Source organism: Nocardiopsis sp. NPDC101807, from assembly GCF_044766605.1.
Lineage (GTDB): Bacteria > Actinomycetota > Actinomycetes > Streptosporangiales > Streptosporangiaceae > Nocardiopsis > Nocardiopsis tropica.
The window spans coordinates 585,795-606,210 of the sequence record NZ_JBIWMK010000003.1; the positions used below are offsets into that span (position 1 = coordinate 585,795).

The 20,416-nt window shown below is 74.3% G+C and carries 14 protein-coding genes; 1 reads left to right on the forward strand and 13 read right to left on the reverse strand.

Translation table 11 applies throughout. The features are described from left to right. Positions 1-129: 129 nt before the first annotated feature. Entirely contained in the window at positions 130-2,364 is a 2,235-nt protein-coding gene (locus ACIRPH_RS11970) for an anthranilate synthase component I (protein WP_402912865.1), read from the reverse strand. Positions 2,365-2,719: 355 nt separating this feature from the next. Here ACIRPH_RS11970 and ACIRPH_RS11975 point away from each other — a divergent pair, with 355 nt between their 5' ends. Continuing rightward, entirely contained in the window at positions 2,720-5,002 is a 2,283-nt protein-coding gene (locus tag ACIRPH_RS11975; RefSeq protein ID WP_402912867.1) for a HelD family protein, read from the forward strand. Between the two features lie 122 nt (positions 5,003-5,124). Here ACIRPH_RS11975 and ACIRPH_RS11980 read toward each other — a convergent pair whose 3' ends face one another. From ACIRPH_RS11980 to ACIRPH_RS12035, 12 genes are all read right to left on the reverse strand, one after another. Then, complete coding sequence (locus ACIRPH_RS11980; protein WP_402912870.1) at positions 5,125-6,099, reverse strand: SEC-C domain-containing protein; 975 nt, start codon at positions 6,097-6,099, stop codon at positions 5,125-5,127. 161 nt (positions 6,100-6,260) lie between these two features. After that, complete coding sequence (locus ACIRPH_RS11985) at positions 6,261-7,028, reverse strand: hypothetical protein (RefSeq protein ID WP_402912873.1); 768 nt, start codon at positions 7,026-7,028, stop codon at positions 6,261-6,263. Next, the gene (locus ACIRPH_RS11990) at positions 7,025-8,974 is read right to left on the reverse strand and encodes a hypothetical protein (RefSeq protein WP_402912876.1); all 1,950 of its coding nucleotides are present in this window, start codon (positions 8,972-8,974) and stop codon (positions 7,025-7,027) included. The genes ACIRPH_RS11985 and ACIRPH_RS11990 overlap by 4 nt, the downstream gene beginning before the upstream one ends. Positions 8,975-9,071: 97 nt before the next feature. Continuing rightward, positions 9,072-9,911 carry a hypothetical protein gene (locus ACIRPH_RS11995; RefSeq protein ID WP_402912878.1) on the reverse strand — a complete coding sequence of 280 codons (840 nt, stop codon included), beginning with the start codon at positions 9,909-9,911 and terminating at the stop codon, positions 9,072-9,074. Positions 9,912-10,030: 119 nt separating this feature from the next. Beyond that, entirely contained in the window at positions 10,031-10,741 is a 711-nt protein-coding gene (locus tag ACIRPH_RS12000) for a Crp/Fnr family transcriptional regulator (protein WP_402912880.1), read from the reverse strand. Between the two features lie 211 nt (positions 10,742-10,952). Next, complete coding sequence (locus ACIRPH_RS12005) at positions 10,953-12,269, reverse strand: DUF5685 family protein (protein ID WP_402912882.1); 1,317 nt, start codon at positions 12,267-12,269, stop codon at positions 10,953-10,955. A 166-nt stretch (positions 12,270-12,435) separates the two neighbouring features. Further along, positions 12,436-15,282, reverse strand: a complete 2,847-nt coding sequence (locus tag ACIRPH_RS12010) for a hypothetical protein (protein WP_402912885.1) — start codon at positions 15,280-15,282, stop codon at positions 12,436-12,438. A gap of 307 nt (positions 15,283-15,589) precedes the next feature. Next, positions 15,590-16,567, reverse strand: a complete 978-nt coding sequence (locus tag ACIRPH_RS12015; RefSeq protein WP_402912887.1) for an aldo/keto reductase — start codon at positions 16,565-16,567, stop codon at positions 15,590-15,592. Beyond that, the gene (locus ACIRPH_RS12020; protein ID WP_402913320.1) at positions 16,567-16,965 is read right to left on the reverse strand and encodes a MerR family transcriptional regulator; all 399 of its coding nucleotides are present in this window, start codon (positions 16,963-16,965) and stop codon (positions 16,567-16,569) included. The genes ACIRPH_RS12015 and ACIRPH_RS12020 overlap by 1 nt, the downstream gene beginning before the upstream one ends. Positions 16,966-17,064: 99 nt before the next feature. Further along, positions 17,065-17,742, reverse strand: a complete 678-nt coding sequence (locus ACIRPH_RS12025) for a TetR/AcrR family transcriptional regulator (protein ID WP_402912889.1) — start codon at positions 17,740-17,742, stop codon at positions 17,065-17,067. A 56-nt stretch (positions 17,743-17,798) separates the two neighbouring features. Continuing rightward, entirely contained in the window at positions 17,799-18,593 is a 795-nt protein-coding gene (locus ACIRPH_RS12030) for a hypothetical protein (RefSeq protein ID WP_402912892.1), read from the reverse strand. Between the two features lie 315 nt (positions 18,594-18,908). Beyond that, entirely contained in the window at positions 18,909-19,790 is an 882-nt protein-coding gene (locus ACIRPH_RS12035; RefSeq protein WP_402912894.1) for an SPFH domain-containing protein, read from the reverse strand. Between the last annotated feature and the right edge of the window lie 626 nt (positions 19,791-20,416).

A 20,416-nucleotide genomic window follows, 5' to 3' on the forward strand; every position in this document is an offset into this window, starting at 1 on the left:
GTCCTATAACGAAATCATCAAACAGTGTGCGGTGATTTGTTTTGCTTTGGTGGCATCGGTGCAGGTGAGGCGGCCCGCACGTGGCACAGGCCACGTGCGGGCCCCGATCCGCCGTCCTCTCCGGAGGCGTCAGTCCCGGGCCAGGCGCAGTGCCCGCGCCACGATCCCCTCCCCGACGCTCGCGGTCAGGATCGACTCGGGGTGGAACTGGACGGCGTACCGGCGCGTCGCCGGGTCCTCGATCGCCATCACGACCTCCTCCTCGTCCGCGCCGCCGTCCAGGACGGCGGTGACCTCGAAGCCCTTCACGAGGTCGGGAAGGGTGTAGGTGGAGTGGTAGCGGGCCGCGGGGAAGGCCTCCTCCTCGCTCAGCCCGCTGAGGAGCCGCCCGCCGGACACCCGGACGCGGCCCGGCTTGCCGTGCACCGGGTCGGCCAGGGTGCGCAGCTCGCCGCCGGCGTGCTCGACCATGCCTTGGAGGCCCAGGCACACCCCGAACACCGGCAGGTTCCGGGCGGCGAGGGCGTCCAGCAGGGCGGACATCCCGAAGTCCTCCGGAAGGCCGGGGCCGGGCGAGATCACCACCAGGTCGGGGGCGAGCCGGTCCAGGAGCGAGGGGTCGAACCCGTAGCGGACGGTCGTGACCTCGGCCCCGTGCCTGCGCACGTAGTCGGCGAGGGTGTTGACGAAGGAGTCCTCGTGGTCGACGAGCAGGACCCGCATCCCCTCGCCGGGCAGGTCCGCCGCGGGGGCCGCGACCGGCTCCGGGTCCGCGGGCGCCCCCTCGGCGGCGAGGGCCTCCTGGCGTGCGGCCTCCTCTCCCAGGGCGAGGGTCTCCAGCAGTGCGCGCGCCTTGAGGAAGGTCTCGCGCTCCTCCGCCTCGGGGTCGGAGTCGTAGAGGAGGGTGGCGCCCACCCGCACGGCGGCCACGCCGTCACGGATGTGGGCGGTGCGCAGGGTGAGGCCGGTGTTCATGGAACCGTCGAAGTTGACGACGCCGACGGCGCCTCCGTACCAGCGGCGGGGGCTGGACTCGTTCTGCTCGATGAACCGCATGGCCCAGGTCTTGGGGGCGCCGGTGACGGTGACCGCCCACATGTGGGTCAGGAAGGCGTCCAGTGCGTCGAAGTCGCGGCGGAGAGTGCCCTCGATGTGGTCCACGGTGTGGATGAGGCGGGAGTACATCTCGATCTGACGGCGGCCGATCACCCGGACGCTGCCGGGCTCGCACACGCGCGACTTGTCGTTGCGGTCCACGTCGGTGCACATGGTCAGCTCGGACTTCTCCTTGACGGAGGACAGCAGCTCCTGGATGTTCTCGGCGTCCCCGAGGGCGTCCTCCCCGCGCCGGATGGTGCCGGAGATCGGGCAGGTCTCCACGCGCTGGCCGGCCCCCGGCTCACCGGTGACCCGCACGAACATCTCCGGGGAGGCCCCGACCAGGTACTCGCCCTCCCCCAGGTTGAAGAAGAACTCGTAGGGCGCGGGGTTGCGCTCGCGCAGCAGCTCGTAGAAGCGCGCGGGCGAGGAGCAGCGGGCGTAGGTGCGGTGGCCCGGGACGACCTCGAACAGATCGCCCCGGCGGAACTTCTCCTTGGCCCGGGCGACGACCCTGGCGTAGGAACCCGGTTCGGGACCCTCGGGAACCTCCGAGGCGACCACGGGCGGCGTCGGCTCGGTCTCGCGCGGCAGGCCCTCGGTGGTGGCCCCGGGGCGGTCCCCCTCGCCGGGGACGGTGAACTCGTAGGTGTAGCGCACGCAGGTCTCGCGCTTGCGGTCGCGCACGATGACGGCGTCGGGCAGGTGCAGGACCAGGTCCCGGTCGTCCGGGTCGCGCTCGATGTGCTGTTCGATCGGCTCGAACTGGAAGGAGAGGTCGTAGCCGAACGCCCCGTACAGGCCCAGGTTGGCGTCCTCGGGGCTGCGCAGGGAGGCGATGACGGCCCGCAGGGCGGTGAAGACGCTGGGGCGCCGGCTGCGCTCCTCCTCGGTGAAGAAAGCGTCGGGGTCGGGTTCGGGGACGACGACGCAGACCTGGTCGCGGTCGCGCCCGTCGGTGGCGCCGACGGTGTCCAGCGCCCGGGCCAGGACCGGCAGGAGCACGCGTCCGCGGTCGTTGAGGGCGGTGGCGGTGACGCGGCGTCCGCGGGTGGTGATCTCCAGGCACGGGTCCACGTAGCCCAGGTGCCAGCGGTCATAACGGCCCGGGTACTCCATCCCGGAGGAGAGGACGCCCCCGCGCCGGTACTCGACCGACCGGACGAGGTCGGTGAGGACCTCCGGGTCGCAGGGGGTGGCGCTGCGGTGGACGGTCACGCCGCCCGGGGTGCTGTACGTGGTGGTCTGTGTGGCGCTGGCGTTCACGGCCGGTCCTTTTGCGCAGTGTGCGGACGGGTTGGCCGCACCGGCCGGGGCCGTGAAAACACGAACGACCGCCGGTCCGGGGCGGTCGCTGGGGTATGCGAGATCGGAGCACCGCCTAGAGGCGGCGCCACCACTGGGCTCGGGGCGAGGTGATTCGCATGGGCCCGAGTGTAGCGGGTGCGAGGGGGCTCGGGGAGTCCGACGGGGAAGTCGGCGCCCGTGTCCCGCAGGAGGAGGGCGGGACGCTGGACGAGCCGGTCGGTCGAGGAGCGGAGGACTGTGCTAGGCTTCGGAACCCACTGTGCCTTTTCCGAGCAAAAACATAGTTACCTGCAACAGGTAGGATATCAAGCACATGCAGTTCTGTCAAGACGACGCCGGGGAGGCGTCACCGGAGCAGTCCGCCCTGGCCGCGGAGCAGGCCCGGGTCGGCACGATGTACGAGCGGCTCGACGTCCTGCGCGCCCGCACCGCCGAGCAGCTCGCCGAGGTCCAGCTCGACGCGCAGACCGGCTACGCAGCGCTCGTGGAGCGCGAGACGCGCGCCTACGAGCACGCCCGGCGCCGCGCCCAGCTCAGCGCGGTCGAGGAGGGGCTGTGCTTCGGCCGGATCGACATCTCCCACGACGACGGCCCCGAGGCCCGCTACGTGGGCCGGATCGGCCTGCGCGACACCGAGCACGAGACCATCCTCGTGGACTGGCGCGCCCCGGCCGCCCGGCCGTTCTACGCCGCCACCCCCGGCGACCCGCAGGGACTCACGCGCCGCCGCCACCTGCGGGTGCGTCGGCGCAGGGTGACCGGGCTCGACGACGAGGTGTTCGACTCAGCCGGACTCTCCGAGGGCGACCGGCGCCAGCTCGTCGGGGAGGCCGCCCTGCTGGAGTCGCTGCACCGCGAGCGCACCGGGCGGATGGCCGACATCGTCGCCACCATCCAGTCCGAGCAGGACCGGGTCATCCGCGCCCGGCTCGCCGGGATCCTCGTCGTCCAGGGCGGACCCGGCACCGGCAAGACCGTCGCCGCCCTGCACCGCGCCGCCTACCTGCTCTACACCCACCGCAACGTGCTGGAGCGCCGCGGGGCGCTGGTGGTGGGACCCAACACGGCGTTCCTGCGCTACGTGAGCGACGTGCTGCCCTCCCTCGGCGAGACCGACGTGGTGATGCGCACCCTCGGGGAGCTGTTCCCGGGGGTGGAGGCGACCGCGCACGACGCCTACGGGACCGCCGCGGTCAAGGGCTCCCCGCTCATGGCCGGCCTCGTCGCGGCGGCCGTGCTCGACCGCCAGCGCACCCCGCTCGAGGCGTTCGGGTCGGGAGAGCTGGTGGTGGAGGCCGACGCGGGAGCGCTCACCGTCCCGGAGGAGACCTGCCGGCGGGTGCTGGACACCGCGCGCGGACTTCCGCTGGCCCACAACACGGCGCGCAAGTACGTCGTGCGGACCCTGCTGAACGAGCTGGCGCGGGCCGAGTCCGTGCTGCTGTCCCGCCCCGTCCAGGACGACGACCTGCCGTTCGTGGGAGAGCGGCTCTGGCACGAGGCGCCGGTGCGGCAAGCACTGGACGCGCTGTGGCCGGACCTGTCCCCGCAGCGCCTGGTCCGCGAACTGCTCACCGACGCGGCGGCGCTGGAGCGCGTCGGTGCGCGGGTCGGCCTGGACGGGGCCTCCCGGGCGGCGCTGCTGCGCTCCCCCGGGTCGCCGTGGACGGTCGAGGACGTGCCGCTGCTGGACGAGGCGGCCGACGTGCTGGGGCGCGACGACACCGACGAGCGGATCCGGGAGCGCCGAGCCGAGGAGGAGCGCGCCGAGGAGGTGCGGTTCGCCCAGGGCGTGCTGGAGTTCACCGGCCTGGCCGAGGACGAGATGATGAACGCGGAGGCCCTGGCCGACCGGCACCGCGACAGCGGCCCGCGCCGCACCACCGCCGAGCGGGCGGGCGAGGACCGGGAGTGGGCGTACGGGCACGTGATCGTGGACGAGGCCCAGGAGCTGTCGCCGATGGCGTGGCGCACGGTGATGCGGCGGGTGCCGACCAGGTCGTTGACCGTGGTCGGCGACGTGGCGCAGACCGGCAGCGCGGCGGGCGCCCGCTCGTGGACGGATGTCCTGGAGCCCTACGCCCCCGGCAAGGTGCACGTGGAGCGGCTGCTCGTGAACTACCGGACCCCGGCGCCGATCATGGCGGTGGCCGCCGACGTGCTGCGCGAGGCGGCGCCCGGCGAGGAGGTCCCCGAATCGGTGCGCGAGGACGGTGAGCCGCCGCGCGCCGTGCGGCTGGTGTCCCTGGCCGAGGGGCTGCCGGGGATCGTGGCCGAGGAGGCGGCGGAGGCCGGCGCGGGCCGTGTCGCGGTCATCACGTCCGACCGCCACCTCGCCGAGGTCGCGGAGGCGCTTCCGGACGCCGCCCGCCCCGGCCCGGTCAGGGACGCCCTGGAGGAGTCGGTGGTGGTGCTGACCGCGACCGAGTCCAAGGGGCTGGAGTTCGACTCGGTGGTGGTCGTGGAGCCGGACGCGCTGCTGGAGCAGCCGCGCGGCGCCAACGACCTCTACGTGGCGGTCACGCGCGCCACCCGGCGGCTGACGGTCGCGCACACCTGCGACCTGCCCGAGGTCCTCAAACGCCTGGAGGGGTGAGAACGGCCCCGGTCACCGCGTCGGCGACGCCGAGCAGGTCCCGGGGCCGGTCGGCCGGGGGCGGCGGATCTCCCGCCGCCCCCGGCCGTCGCCAGGGGGCGGCGTGCCCGGGGCCGCGGGGATCAGCGCACGGACGGGGATCCGCAGCACTTCTTGTACTTGCGCCCCGAACCGCACCAGCAGGGGTGGTTGCGCTCGGGGGGCCAGGGGGTCGGACGGCCGGACTCCGGGGACAGCGTCCCCGCCCAGAGCCGGAGGGCGTCGCCGTCCGCCGCGTCGAGTCCCCGGGCGCCGGCGAAGGCGCCCAGTTCCCCCGGGGTGGTGAGGACCGTGGCCAGGAGGGCGCCGGGGTGCTCCGCCGACTCCGCTCGCAGGGACCGCTCGACGCCGTGGTGGTGGGCGTCCGCGCCGTCGGGCAGGAGGCCGAGGTCCCGGGCCTCGGGGAGGGAGTCCCGGGCGAAGGCCGCATGGACGACCGGGCCCCGGCCTGGGGCGGCGTCGTCGGTCCGTTCCAGGGCGGTCTCCAGCGACGACGGCGCCCCGTCCGCCGCCAGGGCCGCACGGTCGTGGTCGTCCGGGGCGAGTCCGAGCCTCTCGCGGGCCACGGCCCGGCCGACCAGCGGCAGGAGCCCGTACGGGTCCAGCTGGGAGATGATCTGCGCGGGCTGGGCGAGGATGGCGCGACAGGCGACGTTGTAGCAGTACAGCGCCTTGTCGAGGTCCCCCTCGCGGGCGAACTCGTCGGCGAGCACGACGGCCGTGGCGCGGCCGAGCACCCCGGGGCGCATGAGCCCCTCGATCAGGCGGTCGGCCTCCTCCACGCGGCCCTCGGCGCGGAGAAACGCCGCCAGCATGTGGGTCGCGTACTGGCGGTGGTCGGGGTTCGGGGCGAACTCCCGCAGTGCCTCCAACAGGTCCCGTGCCGCACGCGGGCTCGTGGAGCCCAGTTCCTGCGCGGCGTTCAGGAGGATCTCCCCCGCCTCGTCCGGGGCCGCCGCCAGGTCGTCCAGGTGGCGCCGGGGCAGGTCCATCTCGAAGAGGGCCCCCACCAGTTCCGGGGGGAGCGGGGACGGGGGCAGGGAAGCACTGTCGGTCATGCTCCCAGGTTAGGAGCGGCCCGGACGTGCGGTGACCGGTCCGCCCGTGGCCTCGATCCCGTCCCCCGGGCCCCTGCCCGAGCCCCGGCCGGTCGAACCGCTCTCTTGCCCGCCCCGCCGTGCCGGCCCGCCTCATCCGTGGGCGAACCGGTCGTTCGAGATCATGCGCTCGGCCACTTCTCACGTAGGAGGTTCACCAGGTCGGGGCGTTCGAAGCCCTCCAGCAACGTGGTCAGGCGCTCCAGAACCGCGGGGACCTCCCACTCCTCCAGTCCCTTCAGAAAAGCGTCCAGAACAGGGTCTCCCTGGGCCTCCCGGCCCTCCCCGGCCCCGGCCACCTCCTCACGGGACGTGGCCATGGTGTCGAGGGCCGCCCCCGCGTTCTCGATGTCGTGCAGCAGGTCCGGGTTCTGCTCGTACCACCACACGCGTGCGACTTGGGGATCGCTGAGCACGTCCTTGCGGAGTTCGCTGACCCTCTCCATGCTCGCCCGGTGCAACGCCCTCTGGATCTCCTTGCGAGGACCGACCCGTTCACGTTCGCGGTCCAACGCCAGGTCCTCTTGGTCGGCGGTCAGGCTCACCAGCACCGCGACCTCGCGTACCGCCTCCTCACGGAAGTTCCGCGCCTCCGCCAGACCACAGGCGATCTCGGCCTCGGCCGAACCGCGGTCCCCCAGGGAGAACTCGGCACTCTCCTTCGAGGCCATGTGGATGACCTCGCGCTGGATCCTCGCCAGCGCACGTGCCCGCGCCGCCGCTCCCGCGCCGTTCCAGGAAACAGTCACCTCGAATGCCCCCTCGAACCACATGCCCTCGGTGTTGGTCGGTACCCGGGCCTGGAAGGCGTGCGTCGTGTCCTGGGACCTGAAGGCGATGCTCCAGGAGGGCACCTCCCCGCCGTCGCCCTTGCGTCGCCATGCGCTCATCGCTTCTCCTCATGTGTGTTCAGGCAGTGGGCCAGGTCGTCAAGGACGGGGGTCCTGCGCGCGTGGGCGTGCTTCCACCGTCCGATGGAGCGGATCAGCGCGGGGGAGAGGACTTCGTGACCGCTGCCCGCGCGGCGCAGGACGTCGAAGGCCCCGGGGTGCCCTCCCCCACCCGCTTCGAGAGCGCTGAGCCAGGACCACAGGGGTTTTCCCACCTTGCTGCCCGAGCGTGAGGCCGCGCGCCACGCGACGGCCACGAGGCCGCTGTCGATCTCGTGCCGATTCACCTCGGCCATCACCCGCGGTGTCGTGTCGTCTTCCCGGGCGTCCAGGATCCGGCACAGCGCGAGTCCCGCCACGAAGCTCCGCCGGCCCCTTTCGGGCCGTTCCGTCCAGGAGACCAGTTCCTCCAGGACTACGGAGTCGTTGGGGGTTTCCCCGGCGATGTCCTCCAGAGCCCGGATCACCGCCTGGTCCCAGTGGGTCGGTACCTTCTCCGCGATATGGCGTATCCGGGTCAGAGCCGTCGACGGTTGGACCCGACCGTAGACCCGGCATGCCTCGAGAACCGTCCGGTCCCGCAGGGTCACCCCCGCCCCCTGGGCGACTCGGTACAGCGCGGAACGCACCTGTGTCCCCAGCTCCGGCGTAACGGCGGCCTCCGCGATCGCTGGCACCGCCTCCCACATGCCGGTTCCGGAACGGCCCCACCGCTCGATCAGCGCCCGTACGGGCGCGGCGTCGCGATGGCGCCGTGCAAGGCGCAGCCACCGCTGCGCGGCCACGGCCCGCTGCGGGCTGTCCAGATCGGCCACGGCTGCGCTCGCCCATTCCTGGATGTGTTCGCGTGCGCCCGGATGCTCGCGCCACAGGTAGTCGAGCGCATCGTCCGCGCCTCCACGACGCTTGAAGTGGACCCGATCCTCGATCACGTGTGCACCGAGTTCCCAGAGGTGCGCGGTCAGCCCTTCACCGGAGATGGGTGTGCGCCACAGCGGCGGGATGTGCCACTCCCTGGCCAACCGATCAGCGTGCCGCGTGATCACCTCGCGGTGTCCGCCCTCGAGCAGGGCGACCGTCGCCATCAGCACTCGGCTGAACTCCGTCTCGGCGTCATGGCGGTTGAACCACCGCGCCATCTCCTCGGTGGCGTCGGCGAAGCTGTCGAGGACCTCTTTGATCCAGACGGCCTCGTCCTCCCCCGGCATCCGCCCGTGGCGACGGCTCCGGTCCGCCTCCTGCGCGAGCCTGATCGCTCTCGAGGGTTCGGCACCCTCCAGAACGTCCAGGACCTCGGAGTGCCGCAACCACCGGTCGGCGGTTTCAGGCCCGCAGCGCTGCCCCATGGCCCGGCGGAAGACGTCGACAGCGCCGGCGGGCGCGTCGATGTGCAGCCAGGCCTGGTACTCGGTCAGGAACTCCTGCCGCTGGCCCGGCCCCGCGATGAGGACCAGCAGCGCCCGGGCGTCACGGGCATCCTCCACCAGGCCTCGCAGAGAGACCGACTGAGCTGTCGTCGGCCTGGCGAGGGAGGTGAGGTCGAGGAAACGGGAATGGTTGGAGTTCACGCTGATCAGGGAGATCCCGGCGTCCTTCTCCCCCGGGTCGATGGTGAGCTCCTCGATCGGTGTCCCGGGACGGACCCCGTCCAATGCGTGCACCGCACTGAAGGCTCGGCCAGTTCCGGGCTTACCGGTGATGACCCCCACGCCATGGGACCGCAGGTCGCTCTGGAACGCCGCATGCTTGTCCTCGTCGGGTGGACAGAAGGTGGCGCGCACCTCTCCCACCCGCTCCGGGGAGAGCCTGGCCGCCTGGCGGAGCCGTCGGGTGGTCCCCTCCCCGATGTACTCGTGGTAGTGGACCCCGCCGTCTATCCGACCGGCGTTGACTGCCTGGCCCCGGTTCTCGTCGACCCGGTTTCCCCAGCGTGACTGCCGAGGCACGTCCTTGTCATGGTCCGTCTGCGGCTTCGGCGGGTCCGGAGGGCGTCCGGTCTCACCGCTTCCTCCGTCTCCCCGCGCATCTTCGGGAGGCGGTGCGTCATCCGCCATGTGAGGCACCGCCCCCGAAAACCGCCCCGCCGTTCAGGGTCTCGGCTTGAACCACCTGGCCGTGGTTGGTGTTGACCGAGTAGCCGATGTGGGTCTCACCGACCCCAGGAGCGCCGTTCACGGGCGCCGACGCCTCGACTTCCTGTCCCGGCTCCGCCTGCGCGACCTCGGCTTCCCGGGCCCGGGACGGCGTGGGGACGAACAGGTACCCCTCGGCCTGGAAGCCCTTGTCGGCGACGTTCGCCTGCACCGGTTGCCACCGGGGGGCCTTGACGGGGGTGAAACCGCCCAGGACGACGTCCTCGTAGACGCGCCGGGACACGATGACGGCCACCAGGGTGGTGTCGGCGTCGGTCCGGCGCAGCTCCTCCCGCACCGGTTCGGAGTCCAGGAGGCGGTGGGTACTGATCATGGCCTCGCCCATGGCGTTCATCGGGTTGCCGTCACCGTGGTCGGGCAGGGGGCCGACGTCAATGCTCACCCGAAGCCTCATCCGGAGTGCCCGGTCACGGACAGCCAGATCCGGTTGGACCTCCTGCAGTACCTGCTGCAAGTTCTCCAGAAAGGGGCTGATGAGGAAGGGCAGGTGCTCGGGATCGGTGCCGAACACGTAGCCGTCTCCTCCGTGCCGCGGGAAACGGCGCTCCTCCCACACGTGGCTCAGGCCGGAGCGGTTGAGGGCCAGCTCCAGCACGTGGGGGATGAGATTGCCGATGGTCTGCTGGTTGAGGGAGCTGGTGGCGCTGAACTTCTCCATGTCCACGGCCAGGACGGCGCGGTAGGGGGGAAGGGGCGCGACCGTTCCGTAGCGGGGTGGGATCAGTTCCATGGGGATCTCCTCGTCGGATGCGCGGCGGGCCTTCTGTTGCCTGCCGACAGCATTCCGGGAGGACGGGTGCCGCTCTGTTCACTTCTGAACAGAGCGGAGGGTGAGTGACGCAGGCCACGTCAGCCGCGGTCGTCTCCGCGCGCCAGGGCCTCCAGCCCGACCAGGTCGAGGATGGCCACGTACTGCCTTCCCGTGCGGATGAGGCCCCGCTCCTTCAGCTGGGTGTAGGCGTTGTGCACCGAGGTGCGGGAGAGGCCCGCGAAGGCCGCGATCTCCTGTTGCGGGAGGGGAATGTGCAGCAGCCGGCCCTCCTTCTGCACGCCGGGCCGGTCTGTGAGCAGGCCGGGGATCGGCTCCCCCAGCATCGAGGCCAGGTGCACCAGCGCGGCGGGCAGCCTGCGTTCGGCGGGCAGGACGGCCTGCTGGACCCGGATCTGGTCGCTCTCGTCCTGGCGCTCGAACACGCTGCGCCACAGGGCGGCGACCAGGTTGAGCTCGGTGAGCCTGCTCTGGAAACGGGGCGCGGTCAGGTACACGGTGCTGCCCTCGCACATGGCCGTCACCGTGGCGTTGCGGGCACGGCCCTCCCCCGCCAGCACCGACTCGCCCAGCACGTCGCCGTAGGAGCGGAAGGCCAGGGGGACCGAAGTGCCGTCCGTGCGCGTCGTCTCCACGCGTGCCCTCCCGCTGAGTATGAGGTGCACTCCTGATCCAGTCTCCCCCTGCCGCAGCAGGGTCTGCCCCGGGACGAAGGGCATTCGGGGGATCGATAACGTCAGGCGGTCCCACTCCAGGTCGGTGAGCAGCCCGCCGAAACCGTGTCGGGGCATGGGGGATCGTCCTCTTCTCCTCTGGGGGTACTCGGGGATTCTCCTTCTCCGTCGGCGGCGGACGGCCGGGTTGGCCGACTCCGGTCACGGCCCCTGCCCGGGGGCGGGGACGCCGGGGCCCGGTGGCGGCGCGGGCGCCGGGTGGGGCCCCGGCCTCCGGCGGGCGCGGTCGCGCACGCCGCCGGAAGTCGGGGGTGCGGGGCCGCCCGTCTCAGATTCCGTCGCAACAGGCGCAGCACTGGCAGCAGTTACAGCACTGGCAGCACTCGCAGTAGTCGCACCAGGAGTTGCGGGGTTTCCCGCTCCAGGGCCCGGGGTGCGGGTCCCGGCAGCAGAACTGGCACGTGCCGCACATGAACAGCGCCACCGCGCACCCGCTGAAGAATCCGCGCGCCTTCGGCGGGTGGGAGGCCGCGGGAGTGTCGCACGAGCAGGCGCCGCAGCACCCTCCGCCACCGGACTTGCCGCCCCCGGAGCCGTGGCCGCCCTCGCCGGGACCGTGATCCCCGTGGTGGTGGCCTCCTCCCTGGTGCGGGGTTTCCACGCCGTAGGCGTCGTGGGGACCGTGGGAGTAGCGGGGAGGGTGGGGCCCCGGGGCCTGATGCTGGTGCGGGCCTTGAGGGTGGTGGGGTCCGTGGGGTTGGTGGGGCCCGTGAGGCCCCGGCGCGGGGTATCCCGCCTGGGAGAAGACCCTGTCGACCGAGCGGCCGAGTTCGCGGACCAGCAGGGCGCGGACCAGGCGGTCGTCGGTGAACTCGGCCTCCTCCAGTGCCAGGCGCACGCCCAGGACGGCTCCGTCGCACAGTTCCCGGGCCCGGTCGGGGCCGGTGCCCGTCGCGGTGAGCGGGTTCCAGGCGCCGCGCGCCAGGTCCTCCTCACGGTCCTCGACCGCGTCCAGCAGGTGGGCGATACGGCCGAAGAGGCGCCCCGCCTCACGCAGCGGAGCGGCGTTGGCGGGGCGGTCGGCGAGGAGGGCGGTGTGCGCGAACGCCTCACCGGTGGCCTCCTCGGTGGGGGCGGTGACCGTGAGGATGTCGGTCCCCTCCCCCGCGGCGAGTTCGACCTCCCGCTGCCGGTCGATCACCGCGACGAGCCCGGCGCCGTCGAATCCGAGCCTGTCTCCCGCCTCCGTGGCCCCCTGCCGCCAGCGCGCGGCCACCCGGCCCGCGAGCGAGCGGACGCCGCGCCGGCCGTAGAGGCCGTCGCCGTCCTCGATGTGGTCGGTGATCTTGGCGGAGGCCAGCATGAGGGAGACCGCGGCCGCCAGGTACGCCCCCGAGCCGTTGGCCGCCCGGGCGCCGCGCATGCCGCGCAGCGGACAGCGGCCGGCGGCGCGGGTGTCGGCCTCCCTCTCGGACTGCGCGGCCGTCAGGGCCGAGACGACCAGCCCGTCGTAGTTGGTGGCGACCCGGGAGGCCTGGCCGTGGTCATCGCGCAGGGCCAGGCACAGCCCGCACATGTGGGACATCCACTCCTCGGCGAGCCCGTCGGGCAGGGTGTGCCGACAGGGGCGCAGGATTCCGAACACGAACCGCTCCTCATCATTCGACGCGACGATCTCGCGTTGACGACGGGGTTCGACGCCCGAAGTGGCCGTGGGGTTCGCTGTTCCGGCTCCGGAGTGGCCGTCCCCCCGCAGGGGAGGGGCGGCCGGGCCGGGGTGTCGTCGCCTCCGGGACCGGGGTCGGGCGGGATCACCCGAACAGCGAGGCGATCCCGCCGCCGAGGAGGGCGAGCAGGTCCAGGGCGCCCAGGTCGAGGCGGGCGCCCGCCTCCAGGCCGACGGCGAGGAACGCCACCAGGAGGATCGGCGCCAGGACGCGCGGGAGCCGACGGCGGGGGCGGGGGGCGGGGGGCGCGTCGTACCCCTCCTCGTCCTCGGGGTCCAGCCAGGGGCGGTCCAGTCGGGCGACGTCGCGCCGCAGGTCCTGGACCTCCGCGTGGTAGTGGTCGCGCTCCTCGCGCACCCGCTGGAGCTCGGCGCGTTCGGCGCGGACGGCGGCGCGGGCGTCGACCACGTCCACACGGGCCCCCTCCGGGCCGCGGCGGGAGTGCCAGCGCTCCAGGCGGGCCAGGGGCAGGTCCGCGTACTGGGTGGGCCAGTTGTCGTCGGCCGGCCCCTCGTCGAAGGGGTCGTCGGACCCGGGCTCGGTCTCGGCCGCGTAGTCGAGGGGTTCGTCCCCGCCCCGGTCCCCGTTCTCCCCGTCGGCCGCGGCGACCACGCCGAGGGGCGGGGCGTCGGCGGGGGCCCTCAGTTCGGGGGCGGCGACGGGCTCGGGCGGGGCCGGAGGGGCGAAGTCCTCGGGGGGACCGTCCGCGGGGAGGGCGCGGCGGTCGGCCGGGGGGACGGGGGCCGTCCGCTCGTGCGACCCCCGGAACTCCGGGGGCCCCGGGGCCTCGGGCGCCTCCGCAGCCTCCCCCGCCCCGGGGGCCGGGGCGGCCTCCTCGGCCTCCCTGTGTTCGGCGGCGCGGCGCTGGGCGGCCCTCGCGTCCCGGTCGACGGCCCTGCGGAGGGTGCGGCCGAACATGCGCGGCCGCCCGGCGACCGGGGTCGGGTCGTCGGTGACGATCTCGCCGGCCTCGTAGTAGGCGGGCGGCGCCAGGGGGTCGCGGGCGGGGGCCGGTCCGGGTTGCGCGTAGGGTTCCGGGGCGTCGAAGATCCCCGTCGTCCGCCGGTGTCCTCCCTGCGGTTCGTCCCCGTCCGCCTCCCCCTGCCGGAGGGCGGCGGCGTCCGACGGTTCCCCGTGCGCGGGGGCGAGGCGGGGCATGCGGGTCCTGGGGGGAGCGTCGGCCGCGCCGTCGGGCCCGGGCTCCGGTGTCTCGGGCAGGGGCGCCGGCTCGGGGTCGGACGAGGGCCAGAGCGCTTCGTTGCTCCGGCCCGTCGGGGGGTTCCCGTCCGTGTCGTGTCCGGGACCCGCGGCGGACCGGGCGCGTCCGGCCTCTCGCTCCGTGTCCGCGGCCCGGGCGATCTCCTCGGCGAACGCCCGGAGCGAGCCCTGTCCCAGCCTGGCGCCGGGGGCGGGGCGTGCCGCTCCGGTGCGCTCGGCGGGCGCCCACGGCTCCGAGGGCGGGCGGGGCCCGGTCTCCTCCTCCCCCGGGGCCTCGGCCTCGGGGAGGTCCGGGAGGGGGGTGTCGTCCTGCTCGGACGCGCCGCCGAAACGCCGGCCGCCGACGGGGGCGCGGTCACCGGCGGAGTCTCCTCCACCGTGCGGGGCGCGGTCGCCGCCGAGGTACCGGTCGCGGACGGAACCGCGGTCGCCGTCGGACCCCCCGTCCGCGTCGGCGTCCGGCGCCTTCGGGAGGCCGTCCCCGCTCCCGGGTTCCGGTTCGCCGTCCGGCAGCGCCTCGGCCTCGGGGACGTCCTCCAGTCCGAGGTCGTCGTCGGGAACGCCGTATCCGGGGGCGTGGGTCTCGGCGGGGAAGACCGGGGCCCGCCCACCGAACCCGCGCGGCGGAGCGGGTTCCGGGGCTCCGTGCGCCTCGAACCCCTCCGCGGGTTCCGGGGCAACGGAGCCGCCCGCCCCCTCGTCGGAGGGCGGGAGGGGGGCGGGGGCGGCCGGCGGGGCCTCTCCGGGCACGGCCCGGGACGGCCGGGGGGCCGGGTTGAGCCAGTCGGACAGCAGGTCACGGCGGTCGGCGAAGGTGGGGGCCTCGGGGATCCCCCGTTCGGCCAGGTGGGCCGCGAGCGCGTCGCCGCCCTCCTCGCGGAGCACGGCGACCAGTGCCTCGGCGGTCCTGCGGTGGTCCGGGGGCGGCGGGTTGAGGAACGGTGTCGCCGCCGGGGCGGCGGGCGGGCCGAAGGCCAGGTGCCGACCGTCGGCGGCGCCGAGCACGGGGTCGTAGGTGGAGAACGACCAGCTCCACCCGGCCGCCGGGATCGCCCGGGGCGGCGTGAGCACGTCGTGCAGCGCCCGGTGCATCCCCCACAGGAAGCGCAGCTGCACCGCCTGCCACAGGTCGGCGCGCTCCGGCGCCAGGGCGATGTGGACGGGCAGGTCGGGCCGCGCCAGGGCGGCGGCGACCGCGCCGACCAGGAGGGGTTCGCCGCCGACGGCGGTCTCGGCGGCGTGCCGGTCACGGGTGCGCACGGCGCCGGGCGCGGCGGTGCGCTCCCAGGGCTCGGGGGCGGGCAGCGTGTCCATGGCGGCCCAGCCGGGGGCGGGCGGGCGGCGCTGTGCCGGGCGGGTGTTGGGGTTCTCGTGCAGCGCCAGGATGCGCGGCAGGGTCAGTCCGTACCCCGGGCCGACGATGGCCCAGGCGTGCGCGGAGCGGACGTCCCCGGGCCACCGGTAGACCAGGGCCGCCTGCCCGTCGGGGTAGGTGTGCGCCCACAGGGTCTCGGGGTAGTCGGCGGGGTCGGTGTCGGGCAGGGCGGACCGGTAGTCGGCGGTGAGCGCGGGGGCGAGCCGGTCCCGCCAGGAGCGCAGTACGGGCTGCTCCGACTCGGGCAGGGAGGAGGAGGCGGGACCGGGTCCGACTCTGCCGAGGAGGGTGGGTTCGGCCCAGGCGAAGTGGATCTGGTGGTACATGCTCTCGGGCAAGTCGCCCCTCCCACGGGTTCGCGGACCGAGGCGGCGCGGCCGCCCCGCCGCCACTAGGGAAGGTATCCGGTCATGGCTTGAGAAAAACCGTACACACAGTTTTATGTGCGTGTATGCGTACTTTGCCCCGGTCTTGCTGACCGGCCTCGGCCACGCCACCCCGCCCCCCGCGGAACGCCCGCCCCGCGGGACACCGTCTCTCCCGCCCGTCGTGCCGCCGCGCGCCGGCACGGGAGAGGCGCTGCCGCGCCGTGCGGAGCCCCGCCCCGCCCTGCGCCGGGTCGGCGGGCCGGGCCGCCCGTGGCCGCTACCCGGCGTCCGCCAGGCGCCGCCACTGCTCCGCGCTGAGCGTCAGGTCGGTGGCCTCGATCGCCTCGTTCAGCTGGTCCAGGCCGCTCACCCCCACCAGCGGCACGACACGGGGGTCGCTGTCCATCAGCCACGCGAGGACCACCTGGTTGCGGGTGGCGCCGGTCTCCCGCGCGACCTCGTCCAGGACCGCCAGGCGCGCCGGGGTCCCGGGGTGGTCGTAGACCGGGTCGAGCCCGGCGGCCTTCTCCGGCCTCGTGTAGGCGCCCCACAGCAAGGAGGTGTAGGCGACCAGCGTGTGCTCCCGGCCCTCGGCGGCCTCCTCCCGCACGAAGTCGAGGAGTTCGGGCGTGGCGTGCATGTGCCCCGTCGAGCCGAGGGGCCGGTCGAACCGGGGCTGGAGGTAGCTGTACCGGTACTGGAGCACACGGGGGCGCGGCCAGCCGTTGGCCTCGGTGACGGCGCGGGCGCGCTCCAGCCGCCAGGTCCGGTGGTTGGACAGGCCCAGTTCGGCGACCGCGCCCTCGGCGACCAGCTCGGCGAACGCGCCCAGGGTCTCCTCCATCGGGACCGACCGGTCCTCGTGGTGGGCGTAGAGCACGTCGAGCCGGTCCACCCCCAGGCGCTCGCGACTGCGTTCGGCGGCCTTGGCGACGGCCCCCGCCGACAGCCCCTCCCTCGTCTCCGCACCCGTGCCGGGCACAGTGGGCTGGGCGCCGAGCTTGGTCGCGATCACGACCTCGTCGGTGATCCCCCGCTCCCGCCGCCACCGGCCCAGGAAGGTCTCGCTCTCGTGCCCCTCGAACCCCTCCACCCAGAACTGGTAGCAGTCGGCGGTGTCCACGAAGGTGCCCCCGGCCTCGACGAAGCGGTCGAGCAGGGCGGCGGAGGTGGCCTCGTCGGTCTGGCTGCCGAACTTCATCGCGCCCAGGCAGAGGGCGCTGACACTGCGGTCCCCGATGGTGGTGTGGCGCATCAGATGGTCTCCTCGACCGGCTCGTGGGTGCGCTCGGCGAGCACGCCGAGGTAGTAGTCGATCTTGTGCTGGATGACGGCCTGGCGGTCGCGAAGCTCGGCGATGCGCTCGTCCAGCCGGCGCTGGTGGCCCTGGAGCACCTCGACGCGGTCGGGGACCGTGTGGTCCCCGGCGCGGACCAGCTCGGCGAAGTCGCGCAGGCGGGCGATGGGCATGTCGGTGTCGCGCAGGCAGCGGACCAGGTGGAGGAGTTCCACGTCGTCGGTCCTGTAGCGGCGGTGTCCGCTGGGTGAGCGCTCCACGCGGCGGAGCAGTCCCGCCTTCTCGTAGTAGCGCAGCGTGTCCAGGGTCAGCGCGAACCTCTCGGCGACCTCGCCCGGCGTGTAGTAGTCCCTCATGTCGAGAAGCATGGGACCTGGAGTGCGCTCCAGGTCAAGGGGTTCTGGTGAATTGCCCGAAAGTTCCTCGCACGAGGGCCTTCCCCCGGGCCGGGGCGCTCAGCCGCGGCCGCCCCGGATCGCACCGACGACCGCGTCCGTGAGGTCGTCGATGATCTCCCGCTCGCTGACCTCGGGGTGCTCCAGCCACCACTCCCCCGCGGCCTGCACCATGCCGACCACGGCGTGCGCCACGATCTGGGACCGCAGGCGGCTGCCGACCCGCGCTTCCGCGAGGAGCTGCTCGGCGAGCTCCTCGCCGAGCCGGCGCACCATCATGCCCAGGTCACCGCGCATGCGGGAGTCCTCGGACGTGGCCCGGTCCATGAGGAACCGGTAGAGGTTGAGGTTCTGGGAGATCATCGACAGGTACGCGCCGACGGTGGCCCGCGCCCTCACCTCGAACCGGGTGTGCTGGTGCAGCTCCTCGCGGATGCGCTCGATGAGCGGGTCCACGTGGCGCCGGGCGAGGGCGCGGTACAGCCCGCCCTTGTCACCGAAGTGGCGGTAGAGGATCGGCTTGCTGATCCCGGCCTCGGCGGCGATGGCCAGCATCGACGCGTCCGGCCCGTCGCGCTGGATCACCCGGTCGGCGGCGTCCAGGATCGCCCGCCGCCGCTCGGGGTCGCGTCCCCGGCCCCCGCGCCCCCCGCGTGCCGGGGGGATTCCGGGAGCGGGGGCTCCGGGGGCGTCGGTGCTGTCGGTCGGCGCGGTCGGGCGCGGGTGTTCGAGGGCCACAAGGGTTCACGGTAGCGGTTCTGCGAGGTGGGAGGGCGAATCGGCCGATCCCCGGGTCAGGCCCGGAGCGCGATCCAGGTGGCGGCGGCGCGGGCCAGCGTCCTTCCGGTCCCGTCGAGGAGCGCGCTGGTGGTGTGGATCTTGCGCCCGTCGACCGATGCCAGGTGGCCCGTCACCACGTAGGTGCTCCCGATCCGCGGGGCCTCGTCGATCCGCACGGTGAACCGGCCGAGCACGGCGGGACGGCCGACCACGTCGCTGGACCAGCCGCCGGGACAGTCCAGCGCGGCCCACACCTGGACCGGGTCAGCGGCGCCGGACCCGTCGTCCAGCCCGGGGTGCGGGGTCCAGGTGCAGGCGACGGTGTTCCCGGCGCCGCCGGGGCCGGTGCCGGGGCGCACGGAACCGGCGAACAGGCGCAGGCCGTCGCCCTCGGCGCGCTCCGGGCCGCAGCTGTAGCAGCGCGGGAAGGGGTGCCCGGCGAGCCCGGCGTAGCGGCTCTCGGCCTCCGCGGCCTCGGCGATGCCGACCGGGCCTCCCGGCACAGCGGGGGTTCCGGGCCCGCCGGGGAGGTCGGCGACCGCGGCCTCGGCGACCAGGTGGCCCGGCTGCCCCTCGCCGACCGCCGGGTCGGTGAGGCGGAGGCCGGCGGCGGGGTCGCCCTCCACCGCCAGGGGGTGGTCCAGGGGCGGCGGGGTGCGCAGGGTGACCTGGACGGCGGACCCGCCGACGCCGGTGAGCCGTGCGGCGAGCAGGCCCGCGGTGTAGCCGCCGTTGCCCGACCCGTCCGGCCCGTTGAAGGCGGCGGGGACGGTGATGGTGGGGGCGCCTTCGCCCGTGGTGGCGTTCATGGCGCCAGCGTAGACGTCGGATGAATCGGACCGCCAGGGCGCCTGCGGCCGGCGGGCCGCCCCGGCGCGCACACGGGCGGGGCACGGCGTCTGCAGGCGCGGGCGGACGAGGCCGTCGAACTCGGCGCGCACGGGCGGGGCAGGGTCCGCCGGTGATCCGGAGGCCCTCGACGGGATCCCGGCGCGCACGCGGACGGTGGTCGGCGCCCGCGGCCGACCGGACCGACGCGGACGGGGCGCACGCGCACGGAACGGCACGGGGCGACGGGACGACACGGCGCGGGGCGGGGTGCTCCCCCGGCCCGCGCCCACGCGTCAGTCCCCGCTCCCGGTCACCGACACCCCCGCGCCCGGGGACAGCGCCACCACGTCCACGTCACCGTTCTTGATGGCCTCGTACAGGACCGCGCCCTCCGGGCCGAGCAGGTCCACGAGTGCCTGCATCGCCTCGGCCTCGGCGTCCGCCAGCTCCTCCCGGGCCTCCGCGGTCCGGATCTGCTCCGCGACCTGGTGTGCCTCGGTCATGGCCTCCCGGACGGTCTCCGGCGGCACGGGCCGCTGGAGCGTGAGCTGCGGGGCGCCCAGGTCGTCGCCGTCCTCCGTGGTGTAGGTGGGGCTGATGAAGAACGCCCCGCCGCCCATCTCGGTCACGTACTCGACCAGCAGCTCCCCGACGCGGGCCTCCCACTCCCGCTTCGCGTCGTCGTCGGAGTACAGGGCCTGCCACTCGAATTCCGCGCTGGCGTCGTCCAGGGCACGGCGCAGCGGCTGCCCCACGTAGTCGCGGATCATCTCGTTCCAGCCCTCGTCCTCGTGGGCCTCGTACTTGGTCCCGACCAGCTCGTGCATCTGCTGGAACACCTCGCAGTCGGGGTTGAGCTGGAACGTGACGACACCGGTGGAGGTCATCTCCAGGTTGTCGGCGGTGACGACCGTCTCCGAGGACATCTCCGCCTCGTCGCCGCCGGAGAAGGTGAACGTGCGCTGGCCGCCGGGGTACACGTACACCTGGTCGCCCGGGCCGTAGTACTCCCGGTTCCCGGATTCGACGCACTGGTCGAAGCCGGTGGAGGAGAAGAGGCCGGCGTTGTACTCCAGCCCCATCTCGTCGGGGTCCACGCTGACGGAGCAGGCGGTCAGTCCGAGCGCGAGAGCGGCGGTCGCGAGGGCGGCGGTGGTGGTGCGGCTGGGGGTCATCGGAGTTCCTTGGGGGTGTCGTGGGAGTCGATGAGGTGGACCGCTCCGCCGCCGGCCGGGGGGTGCCGGTCCGGTCGGCGGTCTCGTCGTGACGGCGGGCGGGGGCCCCGCGGGGCCTGGAAGGGCCCGCGGACGGGCCGGGCCCCGGTGTCCGCCGGGCGGGCCCCGCGCCCTGCGGCGCGGAGGGTGTCGTACTGCTCCCCGGTGTGTCGTCGGGTGGGGTGCCCGTGCCCGTCGGAGGGGCCCCGGGTCGTCGGGAACGCGCCGGGTGGCCGCGTTCCGGTTCTGCCGGGCCCTCTACGATCCGCCGCGGTGGCCGCGGGTTCGTCGGAACGGGGGCGGCGGGGCGCCGTGGCCGGTTCCGGCCACGGCGGCGCCGGTCGAACGGCGCGGAGGAAGCGGGGCGCGAACGGGGCGGCCCCTGTCCGGGGGGCGGGCCCGCGCGCAGCGCGACGGGGGACGGCGGGAGGGGGCACGGACGGCCGGCGCGTCGGCGCACCCGCCCGCCCCGGCCGTGGGGGGGGGCCCCCCGCGGGGGGGGGGGGGGCGCCCGGCCGGGGGGGGGGGGGGGGGGGGGCGGGGGGGGGGGGGTGGGCGCGCCCGCCGACGTCCACCCCCCCCCGGCG

Coding starts and splice junctions, on each gene's coding strand:
- ACIRPH_RS11975 (WP_402912867.1), top strand. CDS start 2,720: ATGCAGTTCTGTCAAGACGACGCCGGGGAGGCGTCACCGGAGCAGTCC.
- ACIRPH_RS11980 (WP_402912870.1), bottom strand. CDS start 6,099: ATGACCGACAGTGCTTCCCTGCCCCCGTCCCCGCTCCCCCCGGAACTG.
- ACIRPH_RS11985 (WP_402912873.1), bottom strand. CDS start 7,028: ATGAGCGCATGGCGACGCAAGGGCGACGGCGGGGAGGTGCCCTCCTGG.
- ACIRPH_RS11995 (WP_402912878.1), bottom strand. CDS start 9,911: ATGGAACTGATCCCACCCCGCTACGGAACGGTCGCGCCCCTTCCCCCC.
- ACIRPH_RS12000 (WP_402912880.1), bottom strand. CDS start 10,741: ATGCCCCGACACGGTTTCGGCGGGCTGCTCACCGACCTGGAGTGGGAC.
- ACIRPH_RS12015 (WP_402912887.1), bottom strand. CDS start 16,567: ATGCGCCACACCACCATCGGGGACCGCAGTGTCAGCGCCCTCTGCCTG.
- ACIRPH_RS12020 (WP_402913320.1), bottom strand. CDS start 16,965: ATGAGGGACTACTACACGCCGGGCGAGGTCGCCGAGAGGTTCGCGCTG.
- ACIRPH_RS12030 (WP_402912892.1), bottom strand. CDS start 18,593: ATGAACGCCACCACGGGCGAAGGCGCCCCCACCATCACCGTCCCCGCC.
- ACIRPH_RS12035 (WP_402912894.1), bottom strand. CDS start 19,790: ATGACCCCCAGCCGCACCACCACCGCCGCCCTCGCGACCGCCGCTCTC.